Genomic DNA, 19,704 nt, shown 5'->3' with positions numbered 1-19,704 from the left:
GTTCCGCTGTTTCCTCCGTGCGGAAACACTCGGGGCCCGCCTTGGCTAGCATCCGGACGAGATGCCCCCGATTCGCGGACGGAACAACATGAGACACCTGAAGAGGGTGGCCGCGGCCGCCGGTGCCGCGGCCATCCTGCTCGCCGCCGCCCCCGCCGCGTCGGCCGACCCGTACGTGCACTGCCAGGAGGTCGGGCCCTCCGCGGCACCCGCGGGCGCCGCCTGTTTCAGCAGCTACGGCGACAAGATCACCGTCCTCGACACCCTGGCGGACGGCTACCGCGTGGTGGGCGACTGGCAGACGGACTACGGGCGTTCTGGCGAGTGCCACAACGCCAACGGCGCCAACAACACGTCGGTCACGTGCAACTACGACATGCGCGAGAACCGGACGATCAGGTGGCGCGCCTGCCTGCGCAAGGGCGCGAACGGCGCGGACCACAAGTGCGGCGCGTGGACGGGCTGGAGGCCCATCGCCTGACCGGGCCGCCGTTTCCCGATCGGGCAACAGCCCTGTCCTTCCCCGGCGGTCGCCCGTGTCGCTAGCATCCGCCCATCCCGTTCCCGATTCGCGGATGGAAAACATGAAGAACCTGATACGCGCGGCCTCCGTCGCGGGCACTGCCGCCCTCCTCGCCGCGGGCCTGTCGGTCGGCTCGGCCGAGGCGGCCCCGCGCTGCGTGAGCGTCGTGGACGGCAGGTACTACGCCGCCAGCGCCTGTTTCGAGGCCTACGGCGACAAGATCACCGTGCACGACCTCTGGGCCGACGGCTACCGCGCGATCGGCGAGTGGCAGACGGACTACGGCCGGGCGGGCGAGTGCCACAACGCGAACGGCGCCGACTCCGCCCCGGTGACCTGCAACTACAACATGCGGGAGGACAGCAGGATCCGCTTCCGCGCCTGCACGCGCGACGGCCTCCAGGGCATCGACCACGCCTGCTCCTACTGGACCGAGTGGATGAACATCGGCTGACACGCCCCAGGGCGTGTCTTCAAAGCGAGCAGGGCGACCCCTTTGAAGACACGCCCTAGGTTCGTGCCTCCTCCGCCGCCCGGTCCTCCGCCGCCCGGTCCAGCGCGGCGCCGAGCGGCGGGAGCACGAGGCAGGCGACGGCCGTCGCGTACAGCCACCCGGCCACGATGTCCGTCGGCCAGTGCACCCCCAGCCACACGCGGCTGAACCCGACCGCCACCGCCCACACCGCCGGGACGCCGTACGCCACCGCGCGCGGCAGCCGGGACCGCCGCGCCAGCACCGCCGCGACGCCGAACGCGACCATGGCGGACGTCGCGGCGTGCCCCGACGGCATCGCCGGGTTGTTGACGTGGATCAGCCAGTCCGCGACCGGCGGGCGGGGCCGGGCGAGCGTCGTGACGAGCAGCAGGCGCACGGACTGCGCCGCCAGCAGCGCCCCGGCGCCCGCGAGCGCGCCGAGCCACCGCACGCGCGGCATGAACAGCGCCCCGGCGAGCGCGGCGACGACGAGAGGCGGCACGCCGCTGCCGGTGCTGGTCACCAGGCGCCAGAACTCGTTCCAGCCGCCGGTGCGCCGCTCCACCGCCGCGTCGTGCAGCGCGTCGTCCACGGCGAAGGGCGCCCCGTCGCGCACCGCGACCGTGATCATCAGTGCCGCCAGCAGGGCGGCGGCCACAGTGGCGACGGACACGGTGACACGGCGTGATCGGGTCATGCTCGGCAAGCCTAGGGCAGCCACCGCCCCCGGGGAAGGCGGCGGAGAAGGTAAAGGAACGGTCAGGTCCGCAGGTAGGAGGCACCGTTCACGTCGAGCACCGCGCCCGACGACCACACCGCCTCGGGCGACGCCAGCCACCGCACCGCCGCCGCGACCTCCTCCGGCGCCGCGACCCGCCCGAACGGGCTCTGCGCCCGGATCGCCTCGCCCTCCGCGCCGCCCAGCCGGTCCGCGACCCGTTCGGTGTCCACGAAACCGGGCGCCACGGACGCGACGGCGATCCCGTGCGGCGCCAGCGCGACGGCCAGGGACTGCCCGAGCGCGTGCAGCCCGGCCTTGCTCGCCCCGTACGCCGGGTGGTCGGGCTCGCCGCGGAAGGCGCCGCGCGAGCCGACGTTGACGATCCGCCCGGCCGTGCCGCGCGCGATCATGTGGCGCGCGGCGCAGTAGGAGGCGTGCGCGGCGCCCGTCAGGTTGACGTCCAGGGTCGTGCGCCAGGCGGCGACCCAGTCGTCCCAGCCGGTGGTGGCCGGCGGGTGGGCGCGCATCTCGGCGGCGTTGTTGACCAGCACGTCGATGCCGCCGAGCGCCTCGGCCGCGTCGGCGACGAGGCGGCGCACGGCCTCGGGGTCGGTCAGGTCGGCGCCGAGCGCGGTGTGGCCCTCGCCCGGCAGGGAGCGCACGGTCTCCTCGGCGTCGGCACGGCGCGTCCCGTAGTGCACGGCCACGCGGTCGCCGTCCGCCGCGAAGGCCGCCGCGACGGCCCGGCCGATGCCGCGCGAGGCGCCCGTCACGAGCACGCCCCTCATTTGGCAAACACCTGCGCCTCGTCCGAGAAGGCCTTGAACTCCAGCGCGTTGCCCGCCGGGTCGAGGAAGAACATCGTCCACTGCTCGGCCGGTTCCCCGGCGAAGCGCAGGACCGGCTCGATCACGAACTGCGTGCCCGCCGCGCGCAGCCGCTCCGCGAACGCGTGGAAGTCGTCCACCGCGAGCAGCAGCCCGAAGTGCGGGACGGGCACGCGGTGTTCGCCGACCGTGCCGTGCCCGGCGGGCCCGCGCGGCGGGCCCGGCACGACGTGCGTCACCACCTGGTGGCCGCGCAGGTCCCAGTCCACCCAGCCGTCCGTGGAGCGGCCCTCGGGCAGGCCCAGCACGCCGCCGTAGAACTCCCGCGCCCGCGCGAGGTCGTCCACGGGGATCGCCAGATGGAAGCCGGGCCTGCTGGTCATGGGCGTGCTGCCTTTCGTCGTACGGTCCCCCCGGGCGTTCATATCACCGCCCGGGGGGACGCCGCGTCAGCGGCCCAGCGTCGACGACCAGCGCAGCTCGACATCGGCGGCCCGCACGTACGCGACGCGGTGCCCGAGCTGGATCTGGAAGTAGTCCTCCCCGCGCACCACCTGGTGCCCGGCCGGGTCGTACGTCACGGCCCGGTAGTACTCGCTCGGCGTCCGCAGCCCGACCGCGTACGCCTGGTCCGCCGGGACGCGGTACGACAGCGGGCTCACCGCCTGCACCGGCACGCCCGGCGGGTACGCGGCGGCCTCGGGGTACGCGCGGCCGTACACCGGGATCGTCTCCGCGCCGTCCTTGCCGGTGACGACCCAGCCCTGCGCGTCGTACGAGGTGCGGTCGCGCGCCGGGTCGTGGAACCACGCCTTCGCGCCCAGGTACCAGATGGCCGTCCAGTCGCCCCGCCGCTCGGCCACGGCGAAGCGCTGGCCCGCCGTCGCCCGCGCGCCGATGTCGTTCACGCCGGTGGACGACGCGCCGCCGCCCGGGTGCGTGCCGGGGTCGGCGACGAGGGGCGCGTCGGCGCTCGGCGCGGTGTGCAGGCGCACGGCGGCCGAGCCGTGGGGGGCGCACGCGCTGCCCGCGCCCGCGCAGCCGGTGAACTCCGGCGTGTGCTCGTCGTACTCGGGGGCGATCGTGACGAGGCCGCCGCGCGGGCCCGCCGTGGGGTGGAAGGGCGCGCCGAGCAGCGCGAAGTAGTGCGACCAGTCCCAGTACGGGCCGGGGTCGGTGTGCATGCCGGGGATGCCGCTGGTCGTGGTGCCCTGGACGTTGTCGTGGCCGAGGATGTGCTGCCGGTCGAGCGGGATGTCGTACGTGCGGGCCAGGTAGCGGACCAGGCGGGCGGACGTGCGGTACATCGCCTCCGTGTACCAGGCGTCCGGCGCGGTCAGGAAGCCCTCGTGCTCCAGGCCGATCGACTTGGCGTTCACGAACCAGTTGCCCGCGTGCCAGCCGACGTCCTTGGTCGCGAGGTGCTGCGCGATGTGGCCGTCCGAGGAGCGGAGGCTGTAGTGCCAGGAGACGTACGTGGGGTCCTGGACGAGGTCGAGCGTCGTCTCCCAGGTGGCCTCGGTGTCGTGGATGACGATGTACTCGATCTCCTGCGAGTCCTCGCGGTCGGCGAGGTCGTGGTTGCCGTAGTCGCCGCCGCCCAGGTCCTCGTAGGGGGCGGGCAGCCACTCGCAGGAGACGGTGCGGGGGCACTCGATGTTCGGGTCGCGCGGCGCGTGCGGCAGGCCGAGGGCGTCGGCGGTCGCGGTGTCGGGGGTGACGTCCCGGGGGGTGAGGACGACGCGCTGGCCGCTGTCGGTGACGCGTTCCTCGCCCGCCGCGATGACGGCGTACACGTCGTCGGCGAAGACCTCGGCCGCGTCCTGGGTGTCCGCGCCCGCGTACGCGGCGACCGCGCCGTACCAGTCGGCCGGGTCGTCGCTCGCCGGGGCGCCGAGGTCGCGCTGGGCGGCGGCGAGGAGGGCGGCGCCGCCCTCGACGTTGGCGGCGGCGCTGGTGCGCAGCTCGTCGGGGGCGAGGCCGGTCAGTTCGGCGGCGCGCGCCAGGGTGCCGGGCGTGGCGGTGGCGGTGGTGGCGTGGGCGTCGGCGGCCGGGGCCAGCGGCCTGGACGTGTCGCCGCGCGGGTCCTCCGTGCCGTCGCCGTGGTGCGCGTCCTGCTCGGCGAGCGCGGTGCGCACGTCGGTAAGGTGCATCGGCCCGTAACCCCCGGAGACGCTGGCCGCGCCCGCGTGCGCGTCCCAGCGCGACTGGAGGTAGGAGACGCCGAGCAGCACGCTCTCCGGCACGTCGTGGCGCTGCGCGGCGGCGCGGAACGCGTCCTGGAGCGCGCCGTCGTCCGACGCGGCGCCCGCCGGTGGTCCGGTGGTCAGCAGGGGGATGGCCAGGGCCGCGGCGGTCGCGGCGCCGAGCAGGCGGTGGGGGCGGACGGGTCCTCGCAAGGCGGCCTCCGTGCGGTCGGGACGGTGAGGCGGTCGGGGAAGGCATGTGCATGCTCATGGCGGACGGACGGGACGTCAATGGACCCGTGATACACGGGCGTTGCGCGTCACGGGTGGTACGCCACGGTTTCGCGGGGCCGTGTCCGCCGCCTGCGCCCCGGCAGTGGTGTGGACCAGTGGCCCGACGGGGGGACACGCCGTGCCTTTGCCTGATCTTTACCCGCGTCACCCCGTTGACCCGCCGTCAACGCGCGTCGCCCCGTCATTCGTTCAGCGGACCGTCGCTGGACACGGACGCACGGTGATCACAGGGTGTCCCTATGAACCGCCTGCGCCAGGGTGCCGCGCTGAAGCGTGCGCTCCCGCTGATAGCCGCCACGGCCGCCCTCGGGCTGACCGCGCCGCCCGCGCTCGCTGAGGCCGCGCCCTGGGAGGACGGCCCGGTGGGGACGGTCGGCAAGCTCGTCTGGGACGCGGGGGGAGGGCAGCTCGGCATGTGCTCAGGGTCGGTCGTGGACGCCCCCAACGGCAGCGTCGTCGCGACCGCCGCCCACTGCGTCCGCACGCGCGAGAACCCCGAACCGCCCGCCGAGGTCTGGTTCGTGCCCGGCTACGACCACGGCAGGGACACGTACCAGCAGGACGGCTGGCGCGTCACCGGCTTCCACACCCCCGAGGGCTGGGACATCTCCCGCGACACGACGGAGATCCTCCACCACGACTACGCCTTCCTCACGCTCGCCGAGAAGGACGGCGTCACCGTGCAGGCCGCCCACGGCGCGAACCGGCCCGTCTTCGAGCCCGTCCCCGAGGACCGCGACGTCGCCGTCCTCGGCTACCCGGCCGTCGCCCCGTACGACGGCGAGTCCCTGCACTGGTGCGCGGGCCCCACGGACGTGCTGGACGCCGCCGAGGCGGACGAGGCGAACGTCGGCGGGCTGATGCTCGACGGCTGCGACCTCACCGCCGGGTCGAGCGGCGGCCCCTGGCTCCAGGACTGGGACGCGGAGAGCGGCAGCGGCGCGCTGGTCGCCGTCATGTCGGTCGGCAGCGGCGAGGGCCAGGTCGTCGGCCGCCCCTTCCCCGCCGAGGCCGCCGACCTCCTCGCGACGGCGGGCGCCGCCCCCTGACCTACCCCGGGACACGCGCGGCGAGGAACGGAAGCACGTCCCCGGACCGCTCCCACGCCGCGCGGTGGCCGGCGTCCGGCACGGAGAAGAACGCCGCGTAGTCGGCGCGCAGGTCCGCGGGATCGGCGTACGCGCCCTGGCGCAGCAGCGCGAACGCGTCGGTGTCGGCGGGCAGTCCGAGCTGCCGCAGCGTGGCCGCCAGCGCGGAGGCGAAGCCGTCCGCCGGGTCCCAGGCGCCCGCGACGACGGCCGTGCACCGCTCGGGCGCGTGCAGGGTCAGGCCGAGGGCGGTCAGCGCGCCCATCGAGTAGCCCCACACGGCCGCCCGGTCAGCGCCGAGGACGGCGGTGACGTGCCCGACGCGCCGCGTACCCGGTGGCGTCCCAGTGCGCGCCGGTCTGGAACATGCCGGGGTGCGGGGCCGGCACCGGGCCCTCACCCTTGTCCCGACGGAACACCGGGGTAGCTGCGCGAGGTGCTCGCCCTCATCGGCGACAAGTGGCGCGCCCGCACCGCCTCACCGAGCTGGAACGGGCCCGTCGAGGGCGTCAGCCGCCGGATGCCGACGCTCAGCCTGCGCGACCTGGAGTGCAACGGCCTCGTCACCCGCACCGTCCACCCCGACGCGCCGCCCCGCGTCGAGTACGCCGACATCCCGCTGATCGACAGCATCCGTTGGCCGCCGCGCGTCACGCGTACGACAGCCGCTCCCCGGCGGGGGCGGGCAGCGCCGGGTAGTCGGTGTAGCCGGTCGGGCCGCCGACGTACATCAGGTACGCGTCCCGCACCTGGTTGACGGGCGCGCCGGTGCGCAGCCGTTCGACCAGGTCGGGGTTGGCGAGGAACGGGCGGCCGAGCGCGATCAGGTCGGCCCCGGCGGCGAGGAGCCGTTCCCCCGCGGCCCGGCCGCCGTCGGCGGGGAGGCGGTCGAGGGGGAGCACGGGGTTGGCGATCAGCGTGCCCCGCCAGCCCGCCCTGATGGCGCGGAAGACGGGCCGGTCCGGGTCGGCGTGGACGACGTGCAGGTACGCCAGGCCGCTGCCCGCCAGCGCGTCCACGAGCGCGGGGTAGAGCGCGTCGGTGTCGTCCTCGGCGATGCCGTTGGCCGTCACCGCCGGGGAGATGCGCAGGCCGGTGCGCTCCGGGCCGATCGCGGCGGCGACGGCCCCGGCCACCTCCACGGTGAGGCGGATACGGCCCGCGATGCCGCCGCCGTACGCGTCGGTGCGGTGGTTGGTGTTGCCCGCGAGGAACTGGTGGAGGAGGTAGCCGTTCGCGCTGTGCACCTCGACCCCGGCGAAGCCCGCGTCCACGGCGCGGCGCGCGGCGGTGGCGAAGTCGGCGACGGTGGCGCGGATGTCGTCGTGCGTCATCTCGCGCGGGACGACGGGCGCCTGCCGCCCGGTGGGCGTGTGGATCGTCTCGGGCAGCGGTACGGGCGAGGGCGCGAGCGGGGTGAGGCCGCCGCTGTTGTCGGGGTGGCCGACGCGTCCGCCGTGCTGGATCTGGAGGAACATCCGCCCGCCCGCCGCGCCCACGGCGTCCGTCACCCGCCGCCAGCCCGCGGCGTGCGCGTCGGTGTGGATCGCTGCGGTGTCCGGGTACGTGCGGCCGGCCGCGTTGGGCGTGGCCGCTTCGGCGATGATCAGACCGGCGGTGGCGCGCTGGGCGTAGTACTCGGCCATCAGGTCGGTCGGGGTGCCGTCGGCGGCGGCGCGGTTGCGGGTCATGGGGGCCATGACCAGCCGGTTGGGGAGGGCGAGGGGGCCGAGGGCGGTGGGCTCGAAGAGGCTGGTGTGCGTCATGGCGGAAGCGTAGATTCTGACACTGATGTCAGAATCAAGTCGCCGGACGGAACGGAACGGGGTGGACGCGGGATGCGCATCGGTGAGCTGGCCAGGCGCACGGGCGTGAGCGAGCGGTCGCTGCGGTACTACGAGAAGCAGGGCCTGCTGGCGGCCGAGCGCACGCCCGGCGGCCACCGCGAGTATCCCGAACGGGCCGTGGATCGCGTCATCCGCATCCAGGAGCTGTTCGCGGCCGGGCTGTGCAGCGCGAAGATCGCCCAGCTGCTGCCCTGCATGCGCGACACGGACGGCGGCCCGTCCGAGCGCGCGGACCCGCGGCTCGTCGCCGACCTCACGGTGGAACGCGCCCGCATCGACCGCATGATCGGCGACCTGCTCCGCTCCCGCGACGTGCTGGACGACGTGATCGCGACGGCCGCGGGCGCCTGAACCGGGCCGTTGTCACAGGGGGGTGGCAGGATGGCCGTGGCACAGCGGTGCACGCGAACGGAGCAGCCGGGGGGCGTCGGTGCGTGAGGTCGTCTACTTGTCCGAGGGCAAGCTGAACGCGTTCCTGCCGAAACCGCGCCGCGCGCTCCCCGCCGTCACCGTGCAGGCGGGCCTGCCCTTCGCCGAGATCTCGGTGGAGAGGCCCCCGCCGGATGGCGCCCGGGAACTGCGCCGCCACCTGCGGCGGGTGGAGAAGACGCTGGCGCGGCGCGCGCTCTGGTACACCGAGCCAGGTCTCGCCGCCGGGCGCTGGGTCAGGTTCAAGGCGCCCCTCACCTGGATGACGCTCCGGGGCGAACACCGGGATTTGGTCCTCTTCGTGGACCCCGCCCCGGACCCCGCGCACCCCCGTGGGGCGGGGGCTCCCCGTCGGCTGCTGCTGCACGGTTCCGCCCGGCACCTGCTCGGCCGTCCGCCGGTCCAGGTGGACGGCCCGGAGCAGACCGGCCTCGCCGATGGCGGCGGCAGTGCGGGCACGGTGTTCGTGACGAACGCCGGTCGCGTCGTCGGCGCGCTGGCCCACGTGGACGACGGGCCGGGAGCGGACGGGGAGGAGCGGCCCGAGCCGGCCGTGCCCCTGCCGCGCGGCGGTGTCCGTGACCTGCTCGCGGCCCTGGACGCCGGGAGTGCCGAGGTGAGCACCGCCGCCATGGTGACCGGATACGCCCGCGTCAGCGCGCTGCTGCCCGGGACCGACGCCGAGGCGGGCTGCCTGGTGGCGAGTCCGCTGATCGTGGAGTACGCCGACAGCTGACCCGTACCCCTACCGGTTTACGGCTCGCGCGGTGCCTTCACGCCGTGGGTCGCGGTGTACTCGGCGGCCAGCCAGGGCCCGAGGTCCTCGGTGAACGCGCGCAGGACCGCCGGGTCGGCCGACGGCGTACGGGCCAGCGCGGCGGCCTGCCGCATCTGGGCGGCGCGGGCCGGGTGGCGGGCGGCGAAGAGGTCGGCGGACAGCGCCAGGTCGCTCGTCCAGCCGCCCCAGCGGGGCATCACGAGCGTGAACCCCGTCCGTACGAGCCGCCGCGCCCCGCCCCGGCACAGGCGCCGCCGCTCGTCGTCCGTCACGGCCTCGGCGGCGCGGGCGCGCCAGCGGGGGAGGGCGAGCGCGAGGTCGCCGTTCGTCTCGCGGGCGAGCAGGGTGGTCGGGCGGTAGGCGGGCAGGTCGCGCGCCAGGTCGGGGCCGAGGAGCGGCGTGCACAGGCAGGCGACGAAGAAGCCGAGGTCGTGCCGTTCCCGCTCGCTCAGCACGACGGCCGCGCCGACCGTCACGATGCCCACGCCGTCCACCTGCGGGAACGCGCGGTCGAGCGCCGCCTCCACGGCGCGGGCCGCGGCGTGGTCGGCGTCGGAGGGGTGCTCGCGCAGGGCGGCCAGCAGGTCGAGGTCGGACACGCCGGGGACGGCGGTGCCGCGCGGGACGCTCCCGTAGAGGTACGCACTGTGCAGGCGCCCGCCGAACGCCGCGGCCAGCCGTTCGCGCGCCGCCGCCACGACCGGCGCGAACGCGGCGGGCACCCGCTCCGCCGAGCCCTCCCGCGCGATCGTCCCGTCCGCCCGCAGCCCCGACCCGTCCATCCCCCCACCCTGCCCCCGGCTCCGCCCGGCCGCCCACCGGTTTTCCGTCGGCCGGGAAGGTGGCCGCCAGCTTGTTGAGTGGAATAGACTCAACTTATCGCACGTTGGATCTGGCAGACCCAACGCCTACGGATCTTCTGCATGGAGGAGTACCGCCCCGTGAACGCCGAGCTGACCAACAGGAGCCGGGACGCGATCAGCGCGGCCAACGACCGCGCGCTCACCGACGGCCACCCCGACATCACCCCGGCCCATCTGCTGCTCGCCCTGCTCTCCGGCCGGGACAACGAGAACATCCAGGACCTCCTGGCCGGCGTCGAGGCCGACCAGGCGGCGCTGCGCTCCGGCGCCGAACGGCTCCTCGGCGCCCTGCCCAGCGTGCAGGGCGCCTCCGTCGCCAAGCCGCAGCCGAACCGCGAGCTGCTCGCCGTCCTGTCCGACGCCGCCCAGCGCGCGCAGGAGCTGGGCGACGCGTACATCTCCACCGAGCACCTGCTGATGGGCCTGTCGGCCAAGGGCGGGCAGGTCGCCGAGCTGATGAAGGGGCAGGGCGCGACGGGGAAGAAGCTGCTCGACGCGTTCCAGGCCGGGCGCGGCGGGCAGCGCGTGACGAGCCCCGACCCGGAGGGCACGTACAAGGCGCTGGAGAAGTTCGGCACCGACTTCACGCAGGCCGCCCGCGAGGGCAAGCTCGACCCGGTCATCGGCCGCGACCACGAGATCCGCCGCGTCGTCCAGGTCCTCTCCCGCCGCACCAAGAACAACCCCGTCCTGATCGGCGAGCCCGGCGTCGGCAAGACCGCCGTCGTGGAGGGCCTGGCGCAGCGCATCGTGAAGGGCGACGTGCCCGAGTCGCTGAAGAACAAGCGCCTCGTCTCGCTCGACCTCGGCGCGATGCTGGCGGGCGCGAAGTACCGGGGCGAGTTCGAGGAGCGGCTGAAGTCCGTCCTGGCCGAGATCAAGGACAGCGACGGGCACGTCATCACGTTCATCGACGAGCTGCACACCGTCGTCGGCGCCGGGGCGGGCGGCGACTCCGCCATGGACGCGGGCAACATGCTCAAGCCCATGCTGGCGCGCGGCGAGCTGCGGCTCGTCGGCGCGACGACGCTCGACGAGTACCGCGAGCGCATCGAGAAGGACGCCGCGCTGGAGCGCCGCTTCCAGCAGGTCCTGGTCGCCGAGCCGACCGTCGAGGACAGCATCGCCATCCTCCGCGGCCTGAAGGGGCGCTACGAGGCGCACCACAAGGTGCAGATCGCCGACTCCGCGCTCGTCGCCGCCGCGACCCTCTCCGACCGCTACATCACCTCCCGCTTCCTGCCCGACAAGGCCATCGACCTCGTCGACGAGGCCGCGTCCCGCCTGCGCATGGAGATCGACTCCTCGCCCGTCGAGATCGACGAGCTGCAGCGCGCCGTCGACCGGCTGCGCATGGAGGAGCTGGCGCTCGCCAGCGAGTCCGACGCGTCCTCCCGCGAGCGCCTGGAGCGGCTGCGCCGCGAGCTGGCCGACCGCGAGGAGGACCTGCGCGGCCTCACCGCCCGCTGGGAGAAGGAGAAGGAGGGCCTCAACCGCGTCGGCGAGCTGAAGGAGCGCCTCGACGAGACGCGCGGCCTGGCCGAGCGCGCCCAGCGCGACGGCGACTTCGAGGCCGCCTCCAAGCTGCTCTACGGCGAGATCCCCGCCCTGGAACGCGAGCTGGCCGCCGCCTCCGAGGCCGAGGCGGAGGCCGCGACCGCCACCATGGTCAAGGAGGAGGTCGCCTCCGACGACATCGCCGACGTCGTCTCGTCCTGGACCGGCATCCCCGCCGGACGGCTCCTCGCGGGCGAGACCGAGAAGCTGCTGCGCATGGAGGACGAGCTCGGCCGCCGCCTGATCGGCCAGCCCGAGGCCGTACGCGCCGTGTCGGACGCGGTGCGCCGCAGCCGCGCCGGGGTCGCCGACCCCGACCGGCCCACCGGCTCGTTCCTCTTCCTCGGCCCGACCGGCGTCGGCAAGACCGAGCTGGCCAAGGCGCTCGCCGACTTCCTCTTCGACGACGAGCGGGCCATCGTCCGCATCGACATGAGCGAGTACGGCGAGAAGCACTCCGTCGCCCGGCTCGTCGGCGCGCCCCCCGGCTACGTGGGGTACGAGGAGGGCGGCCAGCTCACGGAGGCCGTGCGGCGGCGCCCGTACTCCGTCGTCCTGCTGGACGAGGTAGAGAAGGCGCACCACGAGGTCTTCGACGTCCTCCTCCAGGTCCTGGACGACGGGCGGCTCACGGACGGCCAGGGCCGGACGGTGGACTTCCGCAACACGCTGCTGATCCTCACCTCCAACCTCGGGTCGCAGCACCTGATCGACCCGCTGGCCAAGCCCGACCAGCGGCGCGAGGAGGTCCTGGCGGCGGTGCGCGCGGCGTTCCGCCCCGAGTTCCTGAACCGGCTGGACGAGCTGGTGATCTTCGACGCGCTGACCGGCGACGAGCTGAGCCGCATCGCCCGCCTCCAGGTGGACGCCCTCCAGCGCCGCCTCACCGACCGCCGCCTCACCCTCGACGTCACCGAACCGGCCCTGCGCTGGCTCGCCGACGAGGGCCTCGACCCCGCGTACGGCGCCCGGCCGCTGCGCCGCCTCGTGCAGACCGCCATCGGCGACCCGCTGGCCCGCATGATCCTGGCCGGTGAGGCGCGCGACGGCGACACCGTACGGGTGGACGCGGGCCCGGACGGCGGCCTGGTCCTGCTTGCGGCGGACGGGGAGGCGTGAGGGAGTATGGAAAACGCCCCCGCCGCCGTACGAAGGGACATCATCCGTGTCTGTCGATCCGTCCGCGATCCCGAATTTCGGTGGCCAACCGGAACGGAAGCCGGGTGACCAGCCCGCGGCGCGCAAGCCGACCGCCCCGATCATGCCGAACGCCGAGCTGGTCAAGCAGCTCCTCGAACGCATGAAGCTGAAGTACGTCGTGGACAAGCAGGGCGACGTCGTCGCGCCCTGGAAGGACTTCAGGACGTACTTCATGTTCCGGGGCGAGAAGGCGCAGCGGATCCTGTCCGTCCGCACCTTCTACGACCGCAGGCACAGCATCGACGACAAGCCGCTGCTGCTGGAGACCGTGGACGAGTGGAACCACACCACGCTGTGGCCCAAGGTCTCCACGCACACCAACGACGACGGCACCGTCCGGCTGATCGGCGAGATCCCGATGCTGATCGGCGCAGGTGTCGGCTTCGACCACTTCATCGCCAGCGTGGCGAGCTGGGTGCGGGCCGGGATCGAGTTCGACAAGTGGCTCGTGGAGCGGCTCGGCCTGGAGAAGGACATCGAGTCGGACGGCGGCGACGGCCCCGCCGCGGAAGGGGACGCGCCGTGATCGTCGCGTTCTCGGTCACCCCGATCGGCACGGGCGAGGACGTGGGCGAGGCGGTCGCGGAGGCGGTCCGCGTCGTCCGCGCCTCGGGCCTGCCGAACCGCACCGACGCCATGTTCACGTCGCTCGAAGGCGAGTGGGACGAGGTGATGGACGTGGTGAAGCGCGCCGTGCAGGCCGTGGAGGCACGCGCGGGCCGGGTGAGCCTGGTCCTGAAGGCCGACATCCGCCAGGGCGTCACGGACGGCCTGACGAGCAAGGTCACCCGCGTGGAATCCCTCCTCTCCTGAGCTGACCCCCACCCCCACCCACCCGGCCCGCACCCCCACCGGGGGCGCGGGCCGTCGCCGGATCGGCGGGGGCGCTCACACGCCGCCGGGCCGGTCGTTCGCGCCCTGGAACGCGGCGAGCCACGCCCTGAAATCCGCCGCACCGTGCAGGGCAGCCCCGGCCCCGGTCCTCAGGTCGGCTCCGCCGAGCCGGTCGAGGGCGTCCCAGACCACCGCGTCCTCCAGCTCGGGCGCGTCACTCTCCATGACGGCCACGGCCCAGTCCGCCGCCTCACCCGCCGTACGGGGTTCGGCGAGCAACCGCCGCAGCCTGCACTCGATTTCCTCGCGCAGATCTCCCACGCAGGCGATCATCCGCTATCCGCGCGCGCTACCGCCGGCCAGCTCGCCGAGGGCGAGGAGCCGGGTGTCCCAGAGGAAGCCGCCGAACACCTCCGGGACCCGGCCGTCCTCCAGGACGAGAACGATGCCCAGGTCGCTGCAGGTGCCTTGGGGCGTGACACCCGTCTCCCGCGCCCGGGCAGCGGCCTGCTCAGGAGTCGGAGACTGCCGTCCTCCACCACGGGGCCAGAGCGTTGACCGTTATCCGCACGCCCGAGGTCGAGGTGAACGTGGCCTGTTCCCGGGCGGCGTCCCAGGCGATGTCCATGAACGGGTTCGAGTTCTCGAAGTACATCACCCATTCCAGGTCTCCGGCCTCGCGTGTGCACGCGAGAAAGCCCTCGGAACCATAGCCGCCGTCGCCGCAGCACAGGACGCGTCCCTCGGACTCCAGGGCGAGCCGGCGGGTGGTGTCGATCTCGGTCACCCATTCGGGGTCGGCGCTGAGGTGGGCCCGCAGGTCGAAGGGTTCGAGGATCTCGACCCCCGTCGGCGTCTCGGGCGCCAGCCGGGCCGCGTACGAGACTCCGGTGGCGAGGTACAGCCCATCCTTGATGGGGACGGTCCCTTCCCTCCACAGCGAGACGATGGTGGTCATCTGCGGCCTCCTGGGCCTTGCATGCTCGGGGCTCCTGACAGTCCTGTGCTGCGTACCACGCCGCCCGCACGTCTGTTGCGCGGGTAATGGATCCGAGAGCCATTGCGTGGGCCCCGTGGCATCGATGTCCGGGTATGCCGCACGCAGCACATTCCAGCGGGTCAGGGCCACTCACCATGCGTATCCCCTTCCAGCAGCCGAGCGGCAGGTCCATTTCCTCCTGGGAAAGCGGCCGCACTCGGAGGTTGCGCTACCGCTGGAGAGGTCCTTCCACGGCCAGTTCGCCAAGGGTGAGGAGCCAGGTGTCGTAGAGGAAGTCGCTGAACGTCTCCAGGACCCGGCCGTCCTCCAGGACGAGGGCGATGTCCAGGCCGTTGAAGGCACCTTGGGGCCTGACGCCTGTCACCCGTGCCCCGGCGAGCGATGTGACGCCGCCCGCCGTTCGGTCGGAGACCTCCGCGTCCCGCGACGTTAGGATGCGCGCCCCCTGGACCAGACGCCAGGCCCCGGACACACGCAGCCGCCACCCGGGCCCGGACACGTGGAGGATCTCCTGCTCCTGCCCGGCGCTGTCCACCATCAGTGGCAGACAGGCGGAGATCTCCTCGAAGACATCGGTCATGACAGCTCCACATGGGTGCGCTCACGGATGTGCTGACGGGCCTGCGCTCCCCGCATCCCTCGGGGGGCTTGCGGCTGGCGCCCGGTGAACGGACTGATCGGCTGCCCGTTGGCGCTCTCGAAACTGGCGCGCAGCGGCGCGCTGCCCGAAGGCTCCATGATGCGGACAGTCTCCCCGCCGGGCAGTGTATATCCCTGACCGGCAGAACGGGTCGGGAAAGTACCGAAGCCCGGTTCGCCGGAGCTTACCGCGTCCCGCAGGCCCTGCTCGAATCTCGCCCGGTCGGTCGCGATGACCGTGCCGTGCTGGTCCGCCACGAAGGTCGGCCGTGCGGGGTGGGCCGCCAGGCCCAACGGATCGGACCACGTCCGAGGATTGGGCACGTAGCCGTAGTGATTCGGTCCCGGCAGCAGGCCGAGGGGATCGGGGGATGTGTACTGCGCGGTGCCTGGGTCGTAGTGACGATGGACGTTGTAGTGCCAGCCTGTCTCGTCGTCGGCGTACTGGCCGGGGAATCGCAGAGGGGTCGCGACCCCCGCCTCTGGACGGGGGCGGACACCCCAGAGGGCGGACTGCCCCTGCCAGGCCGATTGCCCGTACTCGTCGAAGAGTTCCGTGGGAGTGCCGACGATGTCCGTGACCATCGCGAAGAAGCGGGTGTCCACATCCTGCTGGGTGGGTCCTTCGACCTGCGTGAGCGGATGAAGCCCCTCGTGATCCCAGGTGATCGCGTGAGGGCCGGCCCCCGTGAGGGAACTCTGCTCCACCAAGGTGTGTCCCGACCAGGTGAAGGTCGTCTCCTCGACCAGTTCCGCGCCCTCGTACCGCAGCTTGGCCGTCCGGCGGCCCAACGGGTCGTACCGATACCGCCAGCGCGTACCGTCCGGGGTCATGGTCTCGACAAGGCGGTCCTCGGCGTCCCAGCTGTAGCGCCACACCTCCGGTTTCTTCGAGAGCCGGACGGTCCGCCGTGTGACGACGCGCCCGGCCGCGTCGTGTTCGTAGGCGGTACGTCCGGCGTTGGTGATGCGGGAGCCGCTGTACCGGCGGGAGCCCATGCGGCTGTCGTCGCCAGGCCATGAGGCAGCGGTCTGATTGCCGAGAAAGTCATACGTATAGCGCTCGCGCACACCGTCCGGTGTGACGACGGCGCGAGCCCGCCCCATGACGTCGAGATCGAAGGACGTGGCACCTTCCCGTGAATGCGCTGTGGCGGTGAGGGAGTGGTCGGCACGGTAGGTGTAGTCCCATGTGCTCCGGGCGCCACCGGCGTGGTGCAGGGATTGTCCGACCAGCCTGCCGCTCATGTCCCAGCTCCGGGAGAGCTGGAAAGCTGTGCCGAGCCGACGTCCGGTCTCGCGGCCCAGGATGTCGCGTTCGAAGTGGAGGGTGCGTCCCGCCGTCACCAGGCTGGCCAGTGCGCCCGCTTCGTCGTACTCCCGCAGGCTGACACGGCCGACGGGAGTGGTTCTTGTGAGGACACGCCCCAGTGCGTCGTAGGTGTGGGACAGCACGCGGCCACCAACCGTCTCCGCAAGGGGGCGTCCCAGCGCGTCACGCTCGATCCGGATGCTGATCCCCGCCCCTTCGGCCGCGAGAAGACGTCCGAGCGGGTCGCGGCGGAAGGTGGTCGCCGCTTCCGCGCTCCGCTTGGCGACGACATGTCCGGCCGCATCGCGCGTGTACGTGACGCTCTGCCCGAGTTCGTTGGCGCGTTCGGCCAGCCTTCCCGCGGCGTCGAAGCGGTAGGTCACCCGCCGGCCGTCGTAGTCCGTCTCCTGGACAAGGCGGCTGGCGGCGTCGTACGCGTACTGCCAGCTTCGCCCGTTCGGCAGAGCCACTGCGACAAGTCTCAGCTCGCTGTCACGAATGAATGTGTGATGCACCCCGTCCGGCATCGTCTGCCCGATGAGTTGGTCGAAGACGCCGTACGTGTAGTGCGTGCGGGGCGCGCCGTCCTCCCCATAGCTCAGGCAATTGCCTTCGGCGTCCCACTCCCACCGGAGCGCGACCCCGGTAGGGCCCGTTTCGGTGAGCGGGTGGCCTTCCGTCGAGTACGTCCAGCTCGTGGTTGCTTCCAGCGCGTCGGTGAGTTCGGTGATCCTGCCGAAGCCGTCCCGGACGGCCGTGGTGTGCTCGCCGGCCGGCCCGGTGACGGTGAGTGGAAGACCGGCCGCGTCGCAGGTGAATCGCTGGACCCTTCCGAGCGCGTCGGTGATCTCTGTGACCGCTCCGTGGTCGTCACAACTGAAATGGGTGCGGTTGCCTGCGGGATCGATCAGCGCCGTGCGATTGCCGGCGGCGTCGTACATCTGCCGCCAAAGCGCCCCGTCCCCCTCGCGAAGGGCCACCGTCCGTCCGGCTCCGTCGTACTCCGCCATCGTTCTCGAACCGTCCGGCTGGACGATCAGGACCTCGTTGCCGTGGTCGTCGTACTCGTGGCGCGTGGTGTTGCCGAGGGGGTCGGTGGTGGTGAGGGTGTGGTCGTAGCGGTCCCAGGTGTGGGTGGTGGTGTTGCCCAGGGGGTCGGTCTGTGCGGTGAGTTGGTAGCTCTCGTTGAACTGGTAGGTGGTGTCGTGGCCGAGTGAGTCGGTGACGGTGGTGCGGTTGTCGTCCGGGGCGTAGGTGTAGCGGTATTCGAGTGCGCGGTCGGTGCCGGTGGTGAAGACGCAGCGGCCCTCGGTGTCGTACTCGTAGGAGTACCAGTAGCCGTTGCGGTCTTCCCAGCGGGTCATGCGGTGGTCGTCGTCGTAGGCGAACTTCAGGGGCAGGCCCGACGAGTTGACGATCTCGGTGAGGTCTCCGGCGCCGTTGTGGCCGTAGCGCACGAGGGTCGGCTGCTCGGGGTGGTTGAGCAGGCGGAGTTCTGTGACATGGCCTTGGCTGGTCGTGACGCCGATGTGGTAGCCGCCGGAGTGGTGGATGTCGGTGGGGTCGCCGGAGTCGTCGTAGGCGAGGTGGATGCGGTTGTCGTTGCGGTCGGTGATCGCGATGAGGGGCAGTTCGGTGCCGGGGCGGCCGGGGATCGGGGCGAAGTGGAGGGTGTGGCCGGTCTCGCGCTGGTGGACAGTCAGGGGCGCTTGGGGTTGACCGTCCCAGGCGAGGGTCCAGCGGGGGCCTTCGACGGGGAGGACGGGCTCGCCGGGGAGGGGGCGGGGGTAGAGCAGGGTCATCCCGTCGGCGGTGAGGAGGCGTGCGCCGTGTGCGTCGAGGAGGAGGCGCTGGTCGAGTGTGGAGGCCCAGGAGGTGCCGAAGCGGCGGCCGTGGCGGTAGGTGGAGATGTGGTGCCGCTCGATGACCAGGGGGAGCACGCCGGGGAGTTCGATGTCGGTGGCGGACATCAGCAGTTCGCCGGTGGCGACGTCCACGGGGTCGCCGCAGGCGTTGCGGCCGTTCATCGGGACGCCCTCGGCGCGCGTGCGGCGTCCGAGGCGCAGCGCGCCCTGGCGGATGCCACGGAGCCCGGTGGACGCGAGTCCGCGCATGCCGCGGGCGAGGCCGCCGAGGGTGGTGAGGCCTTTCATGCCGGGGATGCAGTCGAGTGCGGCGAAGGCGACGTCGAGGAGTCCGGCTTCGCCGCGTGCGTATTTGATGAGGGTGTCGGTGAGGACGACGAGGGCTGCGGCGAGGACGACCCAGGCCAGGGGGCCGCCGATGATCATCACGACGACGCCGAGGACGGCGACGATCACCTTGCATACGTCGACTATCGCGTCCCAGTTTTCCGTGACCCAGTGGACGGCCTTCTGCCACCATTTACGGTTCTGGATACCGGCGTCGGACGCTTCGCCGATGTCGCGTGCGGCCTGGCGGGCAGCCTCCTCCCGCGTTTCCTTGGCCTGGCGGGCGAGTTCGCGAGCCGCGTCGAGGGATTGCTGGGCGGTGTCCACACGGGCCTGGGCTGCGTCGTGGGCCTCGTCGGCCGCTTGGCGGTCGCGGGTGGCGGCGCGGACCTCGTTCTCGTCCGGTGGCGGGGCGCCCGCCCGTTCGCCTTCGCGCTGGAGGCGCTCGGCCTCGTCCCCGGCGCGGCCCACCCAGTCCTGTGCGCTGCCCAATGAGCCCTGTGCGGCGGCGAGATCGGCGTGGGCGGCGATGGCGCGGTCCAGCGCGCGGTCCGCCTGGCCTTGCGCGTTCTGGAGCTTCGGCCAGTACGTCTGCAATGCCTGGGCGCACAGGTCGTAGGAGTCCCGCAGCTTCTCCAAGTTGCCCGGCACGCCGTCGAACTCGCTACGGAACGCCTCCGCCGACAGGCCAGCCCAGTCCCGCACCGCGCGGTCGGAGGCGAGCCCCCGGACCTTGCCCAGCGCCTCGGCGACATCGTCGGAGAACGTCTGTAACTCGTCCGCGAGTTGTCGGACTTCCTCTGGATCACCCGGTGTCGGATCGGAATCCATGTCCACGGGCGACCAGTCGGCGGGGCGGGCCATGTTCTCTCCTGCCGGGTTGGAGGGAAGCGCGCGTTCTCAGGAGAAGGACGCCGCCGGACACGGCGCAGTTCTTTC

The 19,704-nt window shown here is 72.9% G+C and carries 20 protein-coding genes; 9 read left to right on the top strand and 11 right to left on the bottom strand.

The window, feature by feature from the left end:
* Window positions 1-88: 88 nt before the first annotated feature.
* Both ACIBPC_RS07470 and ACIBPC_RS07465 read left to right on the top strand, forming a co-directional pair.
* Window positions 89-481 carry a hypothetical protein gene (locus ACIBPC_RS07470; RefSeq protein ID WP_398841929.1) on the top strand — a complete coding sequence of 131 codons (393 nt, stop codon included), beginning with the start codon at window positions 89-91 and terminating at the stop codon, window positions 479-481.
* Between the two features lie 103 nt (window positions 482-584).
* On the top strand, window positions 585-977 hold the full coding sequence (locus tag ACIBPC_RS07465) for a hypothetical protein (RefSeq protein ID WP_362957340.1): 393 nt from the start codon (window positions 585-587) through the stop codon (window positions 975-977).
* Window positions 978-1,032: 55 nt separating this feature from the next.
* Here the strand turns inward: ACIBPC_RS07465 and ACIBPC_RS07460 are convergent, their stop codons facing one another.
* From ACIBPC_RS07460 to ACIBPC_RS07445, 4 genes are all read right to left on the bottom strand, one after another.
* Complete coding sequence (locus ACIBPC_RS07460; RefSeq protein ID WP_362957343.1) at window positions 1,033-1,695, bottom strand: phosphatase PAP2 family protein; 663 nt, start codon at window positions 1,693-1,695, stop codon at window positions 1,033-1,035.
* A gap of 62 nt (window positions 1,696-1,757) precedes the next feature.
* Entirely contained in the window at window positions 1,758-2,507 is a 750-nt protein-coding gene (locus tag ACIBPC_RS07455) for an SDR family NAD(P)-dependent oxidoreductase (RefSeq protein WP_398841926.1), read from the bottom strand.
* On the bottom strand, window positions 2,504-2,929 hold the full coding sequence (locus ACIBPC_RS07450) for a VOC family protein (RefSeq protein ID WP_398841924.1): 426 nt from the start codon (window positions 2,927-2,929) through the stop codon (window positions 2,504-2,506). The genes ACIBPC_RS07455 and ACIBPC_RS07450 overlap by 4 nt, the downstream gene beginning before the upstream one ends.
* A 66-nt stretch (window positions 2,930-2,995) precedes the next feature.
* A complete protein-coding gene (locus tag ACIBPC_RS07445; protein WP_398841922.1) occupies window positions 2,996-4,945 on the bottom strand; it encodes an N-acetylmuramoyl-L-alanine amidase in 1,950 nt (649 codons plus the stop codon).
* A gap of 320 nt (window positions 4,946-5,265) precedes the next feature.
* On the opposite strand from ACIBPC_RS07445, the gene ACIBPC_RS07440 reads away from it, so the two are divergent.
* Window positions 5,266-6,075 carry a trypsin-like serine peptidase gene (locus tag ACIBPC_RS07440; protein WP_398841920.1) on the top strand — a complete coding sequence of 270 codons (810 nt, stop codon included), beginning with the start codon at window positions 5,266-5,268 and terminating at the stop codon, window positions 6,073-6,075.
* Window position 6,076: 1 nt separating this feature from the next.
* Here ACIBPC_RS07440 and ACIBPC_RS07435 read toward each other — a convergent pair whose 3' ends face one another.
* The gene (locus ACIBPC_RS07435; protein WP_398841918.1) at window positions 6,077-6,379 is read right to left on the bottom strand and encodes a hypothetical protein; all 303 of its coding nucleotides are present in this window, start codon (window positions 6,377-6,379) and stop codon (window positions 6,077-6,079) included.
* 255 nt (window positions 6,380-6,634) lie between these two features.
* Between ACIBPC_RS07435 and ACIBPC_RS07430 the strand changes: the two genes are divergently transcribed.
* Window positions 6,635-6,871 carry a winged helix-turn-helix transcriptional regulator gene (locus ACIBPC_RS07430; protein ID WP_398842998.1) on the top strand — a complete coding sequence of 79 codons (237 nt, stop codon included), beginning with the start codon at window positions 6,635-6,637 and terminating at the stop codon, window positions 6,869-6,871.
* On the opposite strand, the gene ACIBPC_RS07425 is transcribed toward ACIBPC_RS07430, so the two are convergent.
* Window positions 6,765-7,880 carry an alkene reductase gene (locus tag ACIBPC_RS07425; protein ID WP_398841916.1) on the bottom strand — a complete coding sequence of 372 codons (1,116 nt, stop codon included), beginning with the start codon at window positions 7,878-7,880 and terminating at the stop codon, window positions 6,765-6,767. The two genes, ACIBPC_RS07430 and ACIBPC_RS07425, sit on opposite strands and share 107 nt — an antisense overlap.
* A 72-nt stretch (window positions 7,881-7,952) precedes the next feature.
* On the opposite strand from ACIBPC_RS07425, the gene ACIBPC_RS07420 reads away from it, so the two are divergent.
* Together ACIBPC_RS07420 and ACIBPC_RS07415 are read left to right on the top strand one after the other, a co-directional pair.
* Window positions 7,953-8,312, top strand: coding sequence for a MerR family transcriptional regulator (locus ACIBPC_RS07420; RefSeq protein ID WP_362957360.1), 360 nt, complete (start codon window positions 7,953-7,955; stop codon window positions 8,310-8,312).
* Between the two features lie 79 nt (window positions 8,313-8,391).
* Window positions 8,392-9,126 carry an SAVMC3_10250 family protein gene (locus tag ACIBPC_RS07415; RefSeq protein ID WP_398841914.1) on the top strand — a complete coding sequence of 245 codons (735 nt, stop codon included), beginning with the start codon at window positions 8,392-8,394 and terminating at the stop codon, window positions 9,124-9,126.
* Between the two features lie 17 nt (window positions 9,127-9,143).
* Here ACIBPC_RS07415 and ACIBPC_RS07410 read toward each other — a convergent pair whose 3' ends face one another.
* Entirely contained in the window at window positions 9,144-9,950 is an 807-nt protein-coding gene (locus ACIBPC_RS07410; protein ID WP_398841912.1) for a nucleotidyltransferase domain-containing protein, read from the bottom strand.
* Between the two features lie 159 nt (window positions 9,951-10,109).
* On the opposite strand from ACIBPC_RS07410, the gene clpB reads away from it, so the two are divergent.
* Genes clpB through ACIBPC_RS07395 form a run of 3 tightly spaced genes read left to right on the top strand, consistent with a single transcriptional unit; the run spans window position 10,110 to window position 13,601 of the window.
* A complete protein-coding gene (gene clpB, locus ACIBPC_RS07405) occupies window positions 10,110-12,707 on the top strand; it encodes an ATP-dependent chaperone ClpB (RefSeq protein ID WP_398842995.1) in 2,598 nt (865 codons plus the stop codon).
* A 46-nt stretch (window positions 12,708-12,753) separates the two neighbouring features.
* Window positions 12,754-13,314: a YbjN domain-containing protein gene (locus ACIBPC_RS07400; protein WP_362957368.1), complete on the top strand. Its 561-nt coding sequence runs from the start codon at window positions 12,754-12,756 to the stop codon at window positions 13,312-13,314.
* Complete coding sequence (locus tag ACIBPC_RS07395) at window positions 13,311-13,601, top strand: MTH1187 family thiamine-binding protein (protein WP_362957371.1); 291 nt, start codon at window positions 13,311-13,313, stop codon at window positions 13,599-13,601. The genes ACIBPC_RS07400 and ACIBPC_RS07395 overlap by 4 nt, the downstream gene beginning before the upstream one ends.
* A 75-nt stretch (window positions 13,602-13,676) precedes the next feature.
* On the opposite strand, the gene ACIBPC_RS07390 is transcribed toward ACIBPC_RS07395, so the two are convergent.
* From ACIBPC_RS07390 to ACIBPC_RS07375, 4 genes are all read right to left on the bottom strand, one after another.
* Window positions 13,677-13,943: a DNA-binding protein gene (locus tag ACIBPC_RS07390; protein WP_362957374.1), complete on the bottom strand. Its 267-nt coding sequence runs from the start codon at window positions 13,941-13,943 to the stop codon at window positions 13,677-13,679.
* A 190-nt stretch (window positions 13,944-14,133) separates the two neighbouring features.
* Window positions 14,134-14,580, bottom strand: a complete 447-nt coding sequence (locus ACIBPC_RS07385) for a hypothetical protein (RefSeq protein WP_398841909.1) — start codon at window positions 14,578-14,580, stop codon at window positions 14,134-14,136.
* Between the two features lie 250 nt (window positions 14,581-14,830).
* A complete protein-coding gene (locus tag ACIBPC_RS07380) occupies window positions 14,831-15,202 on the bottom strand; it encodes a hypothetical protein (RefSeq protein ID WP_398841907.1) in 372 nt (123 codons plus the stop codon).
* The gene (locus ACIBPC_RS07375) at window positions 15,199-19,629 is read right to left on the bottom strand and encodes a DUF6531 domain-containing protein (protein WP_398841905.1); all 4,431 of its coding nucleotides are present in this window, start codon (window positions 19,627-19,629) and stop codon (window positions 15,199-15,201) included. Before ACIBPC_RS07375 ends, ACIBPC_RS07380 begins: the two co-directional genes overlap by 4 nt.
* Between the last annotated feature and the right edge of the window lie 75 nt (window positions 19,630-19,704).

Origin of the sequence: Streptomyces sp. NPDC049879, assembly GCF_044461265.1 — a bacterium.
GTDB lineage: Bacteria > Actinomycetota > Actinomycetes > Streptomycetales > Streptomycetaceae > Streptomyces.
This window is presented reverse-complemented; position numbering and strand designations above follow the sequence as displayed.

What these genes read in the sequence shown, in the direction of transcription:
- ACIBPC_RS07470 (WP_398841929.1), top strand. Translation starts at nt 89, where the DNA reads ATGAGACACCTGAAGAGGGTGGCCGCGGCCGCCGGTGCCGCGGCCATC.
- ACIBPC_RS07465 (WP_362957340.1), top strand. Translation starts at nt 585, where the DNA reads ATGAAGAACCTGATACGCGCGGCCTCCGTCGCGGGCACTGCCGCCCTC.
- ACIBPC_RS07460 (WP_362957343.1), bottom strand. Translation starts at nt 1,695, where the DNA reads ATGACCCGATCACGCCGTGTCACCGTGTCCGTCGCCACTGTGGCCGCC.
- ACIBPC_RS07455 (WP_398841926.1), bottom strand. Translation starts at nt 2,507, where the DNA reads ATGAGGGGCGTGCTCGTGACGGGCGCCTCGCGCGGCATCGGCCGGGCC.
- ACIBPC_RS07450 (WP_398841924.1), bottom strand. Translation starts at nt 2,929, where the DNA reads ATGACCAGCAGGCCCGGCTTCCATCTGGCGATCCCCGTGGACGACCTC.
- ACIBPC_RS07440 (WP_398841920.1), top strand. Translation starts at nt 5,266, where the DNA reads ATGAACCGCCTGCGCCAGGGTGCCGCGCTGAAGCGTGCGCTCCCGCTG.
- ACIBPC_RS07435 (WP_398841918.1), bottom strand. Translation starts at nt 6,379, where the DNA reads ATGGGCGCGCTGACCGCCCTCGGCCTGACCCTGCACGCGCCCGAGCGG.
- ACIBPC_RS07430 (WP_398842998.1), top strand. Translation starts at nt 6,635, where the DNA reads ATGCCGACGCTCAGCCTGCGCGACCTGGAGTGCAACGGCCTCGTCACC.
- ACIBPC_RS07425 (WP_398841916.1), bottom strand. Translation starts at nt 7,880, where the DNA reads ATGACGCACACCAGCCTCTTCGAGCCCACCGCCCTCGGCCCCCTCGCC.
- ACIBPC_RS07420 (WP_362957360.1), top strand. Translation starts at nt 7,953, where the DNA reads ATGCGCATCGGTGAGCTGGCCAGGCGCACGGGCGTGAGCGAGCGGTCG.
- ACIBPC_RS07410 (WP_398841912.1), bottom strand. Translation starts at nt 9,950, where the DNA reads ATGGACGGGTCGGGGCTGCGGGCGGACGGGACGATCGCGCGGGAGGGC.
- ACIBPC_RS07385 (WP_398841909.1), bottom strand. Translation starts at nt 14,580, where the DNA reads ATGACCACCATCGTCTCGCTGTGGAGGGAAGGGACCGTCCCCATCAAG.
- ACIBPC_RS07380 (WP_398841907.1), bottom strand. Translation starts at nt 15,202, where the DNA reads ATGACCGATGTCTTCGAGGAGATCTCCGCCTGTCTGCCACTGATGGTG.
- ACIBPC_RS07375 (WP_398841905.1), bottom strand. Translation starts at nt 19,629, where the DNA reads ATGGCCCGCCCCGCCGACTGGTCGCCCGTGGACATGGATTCCGATCCG.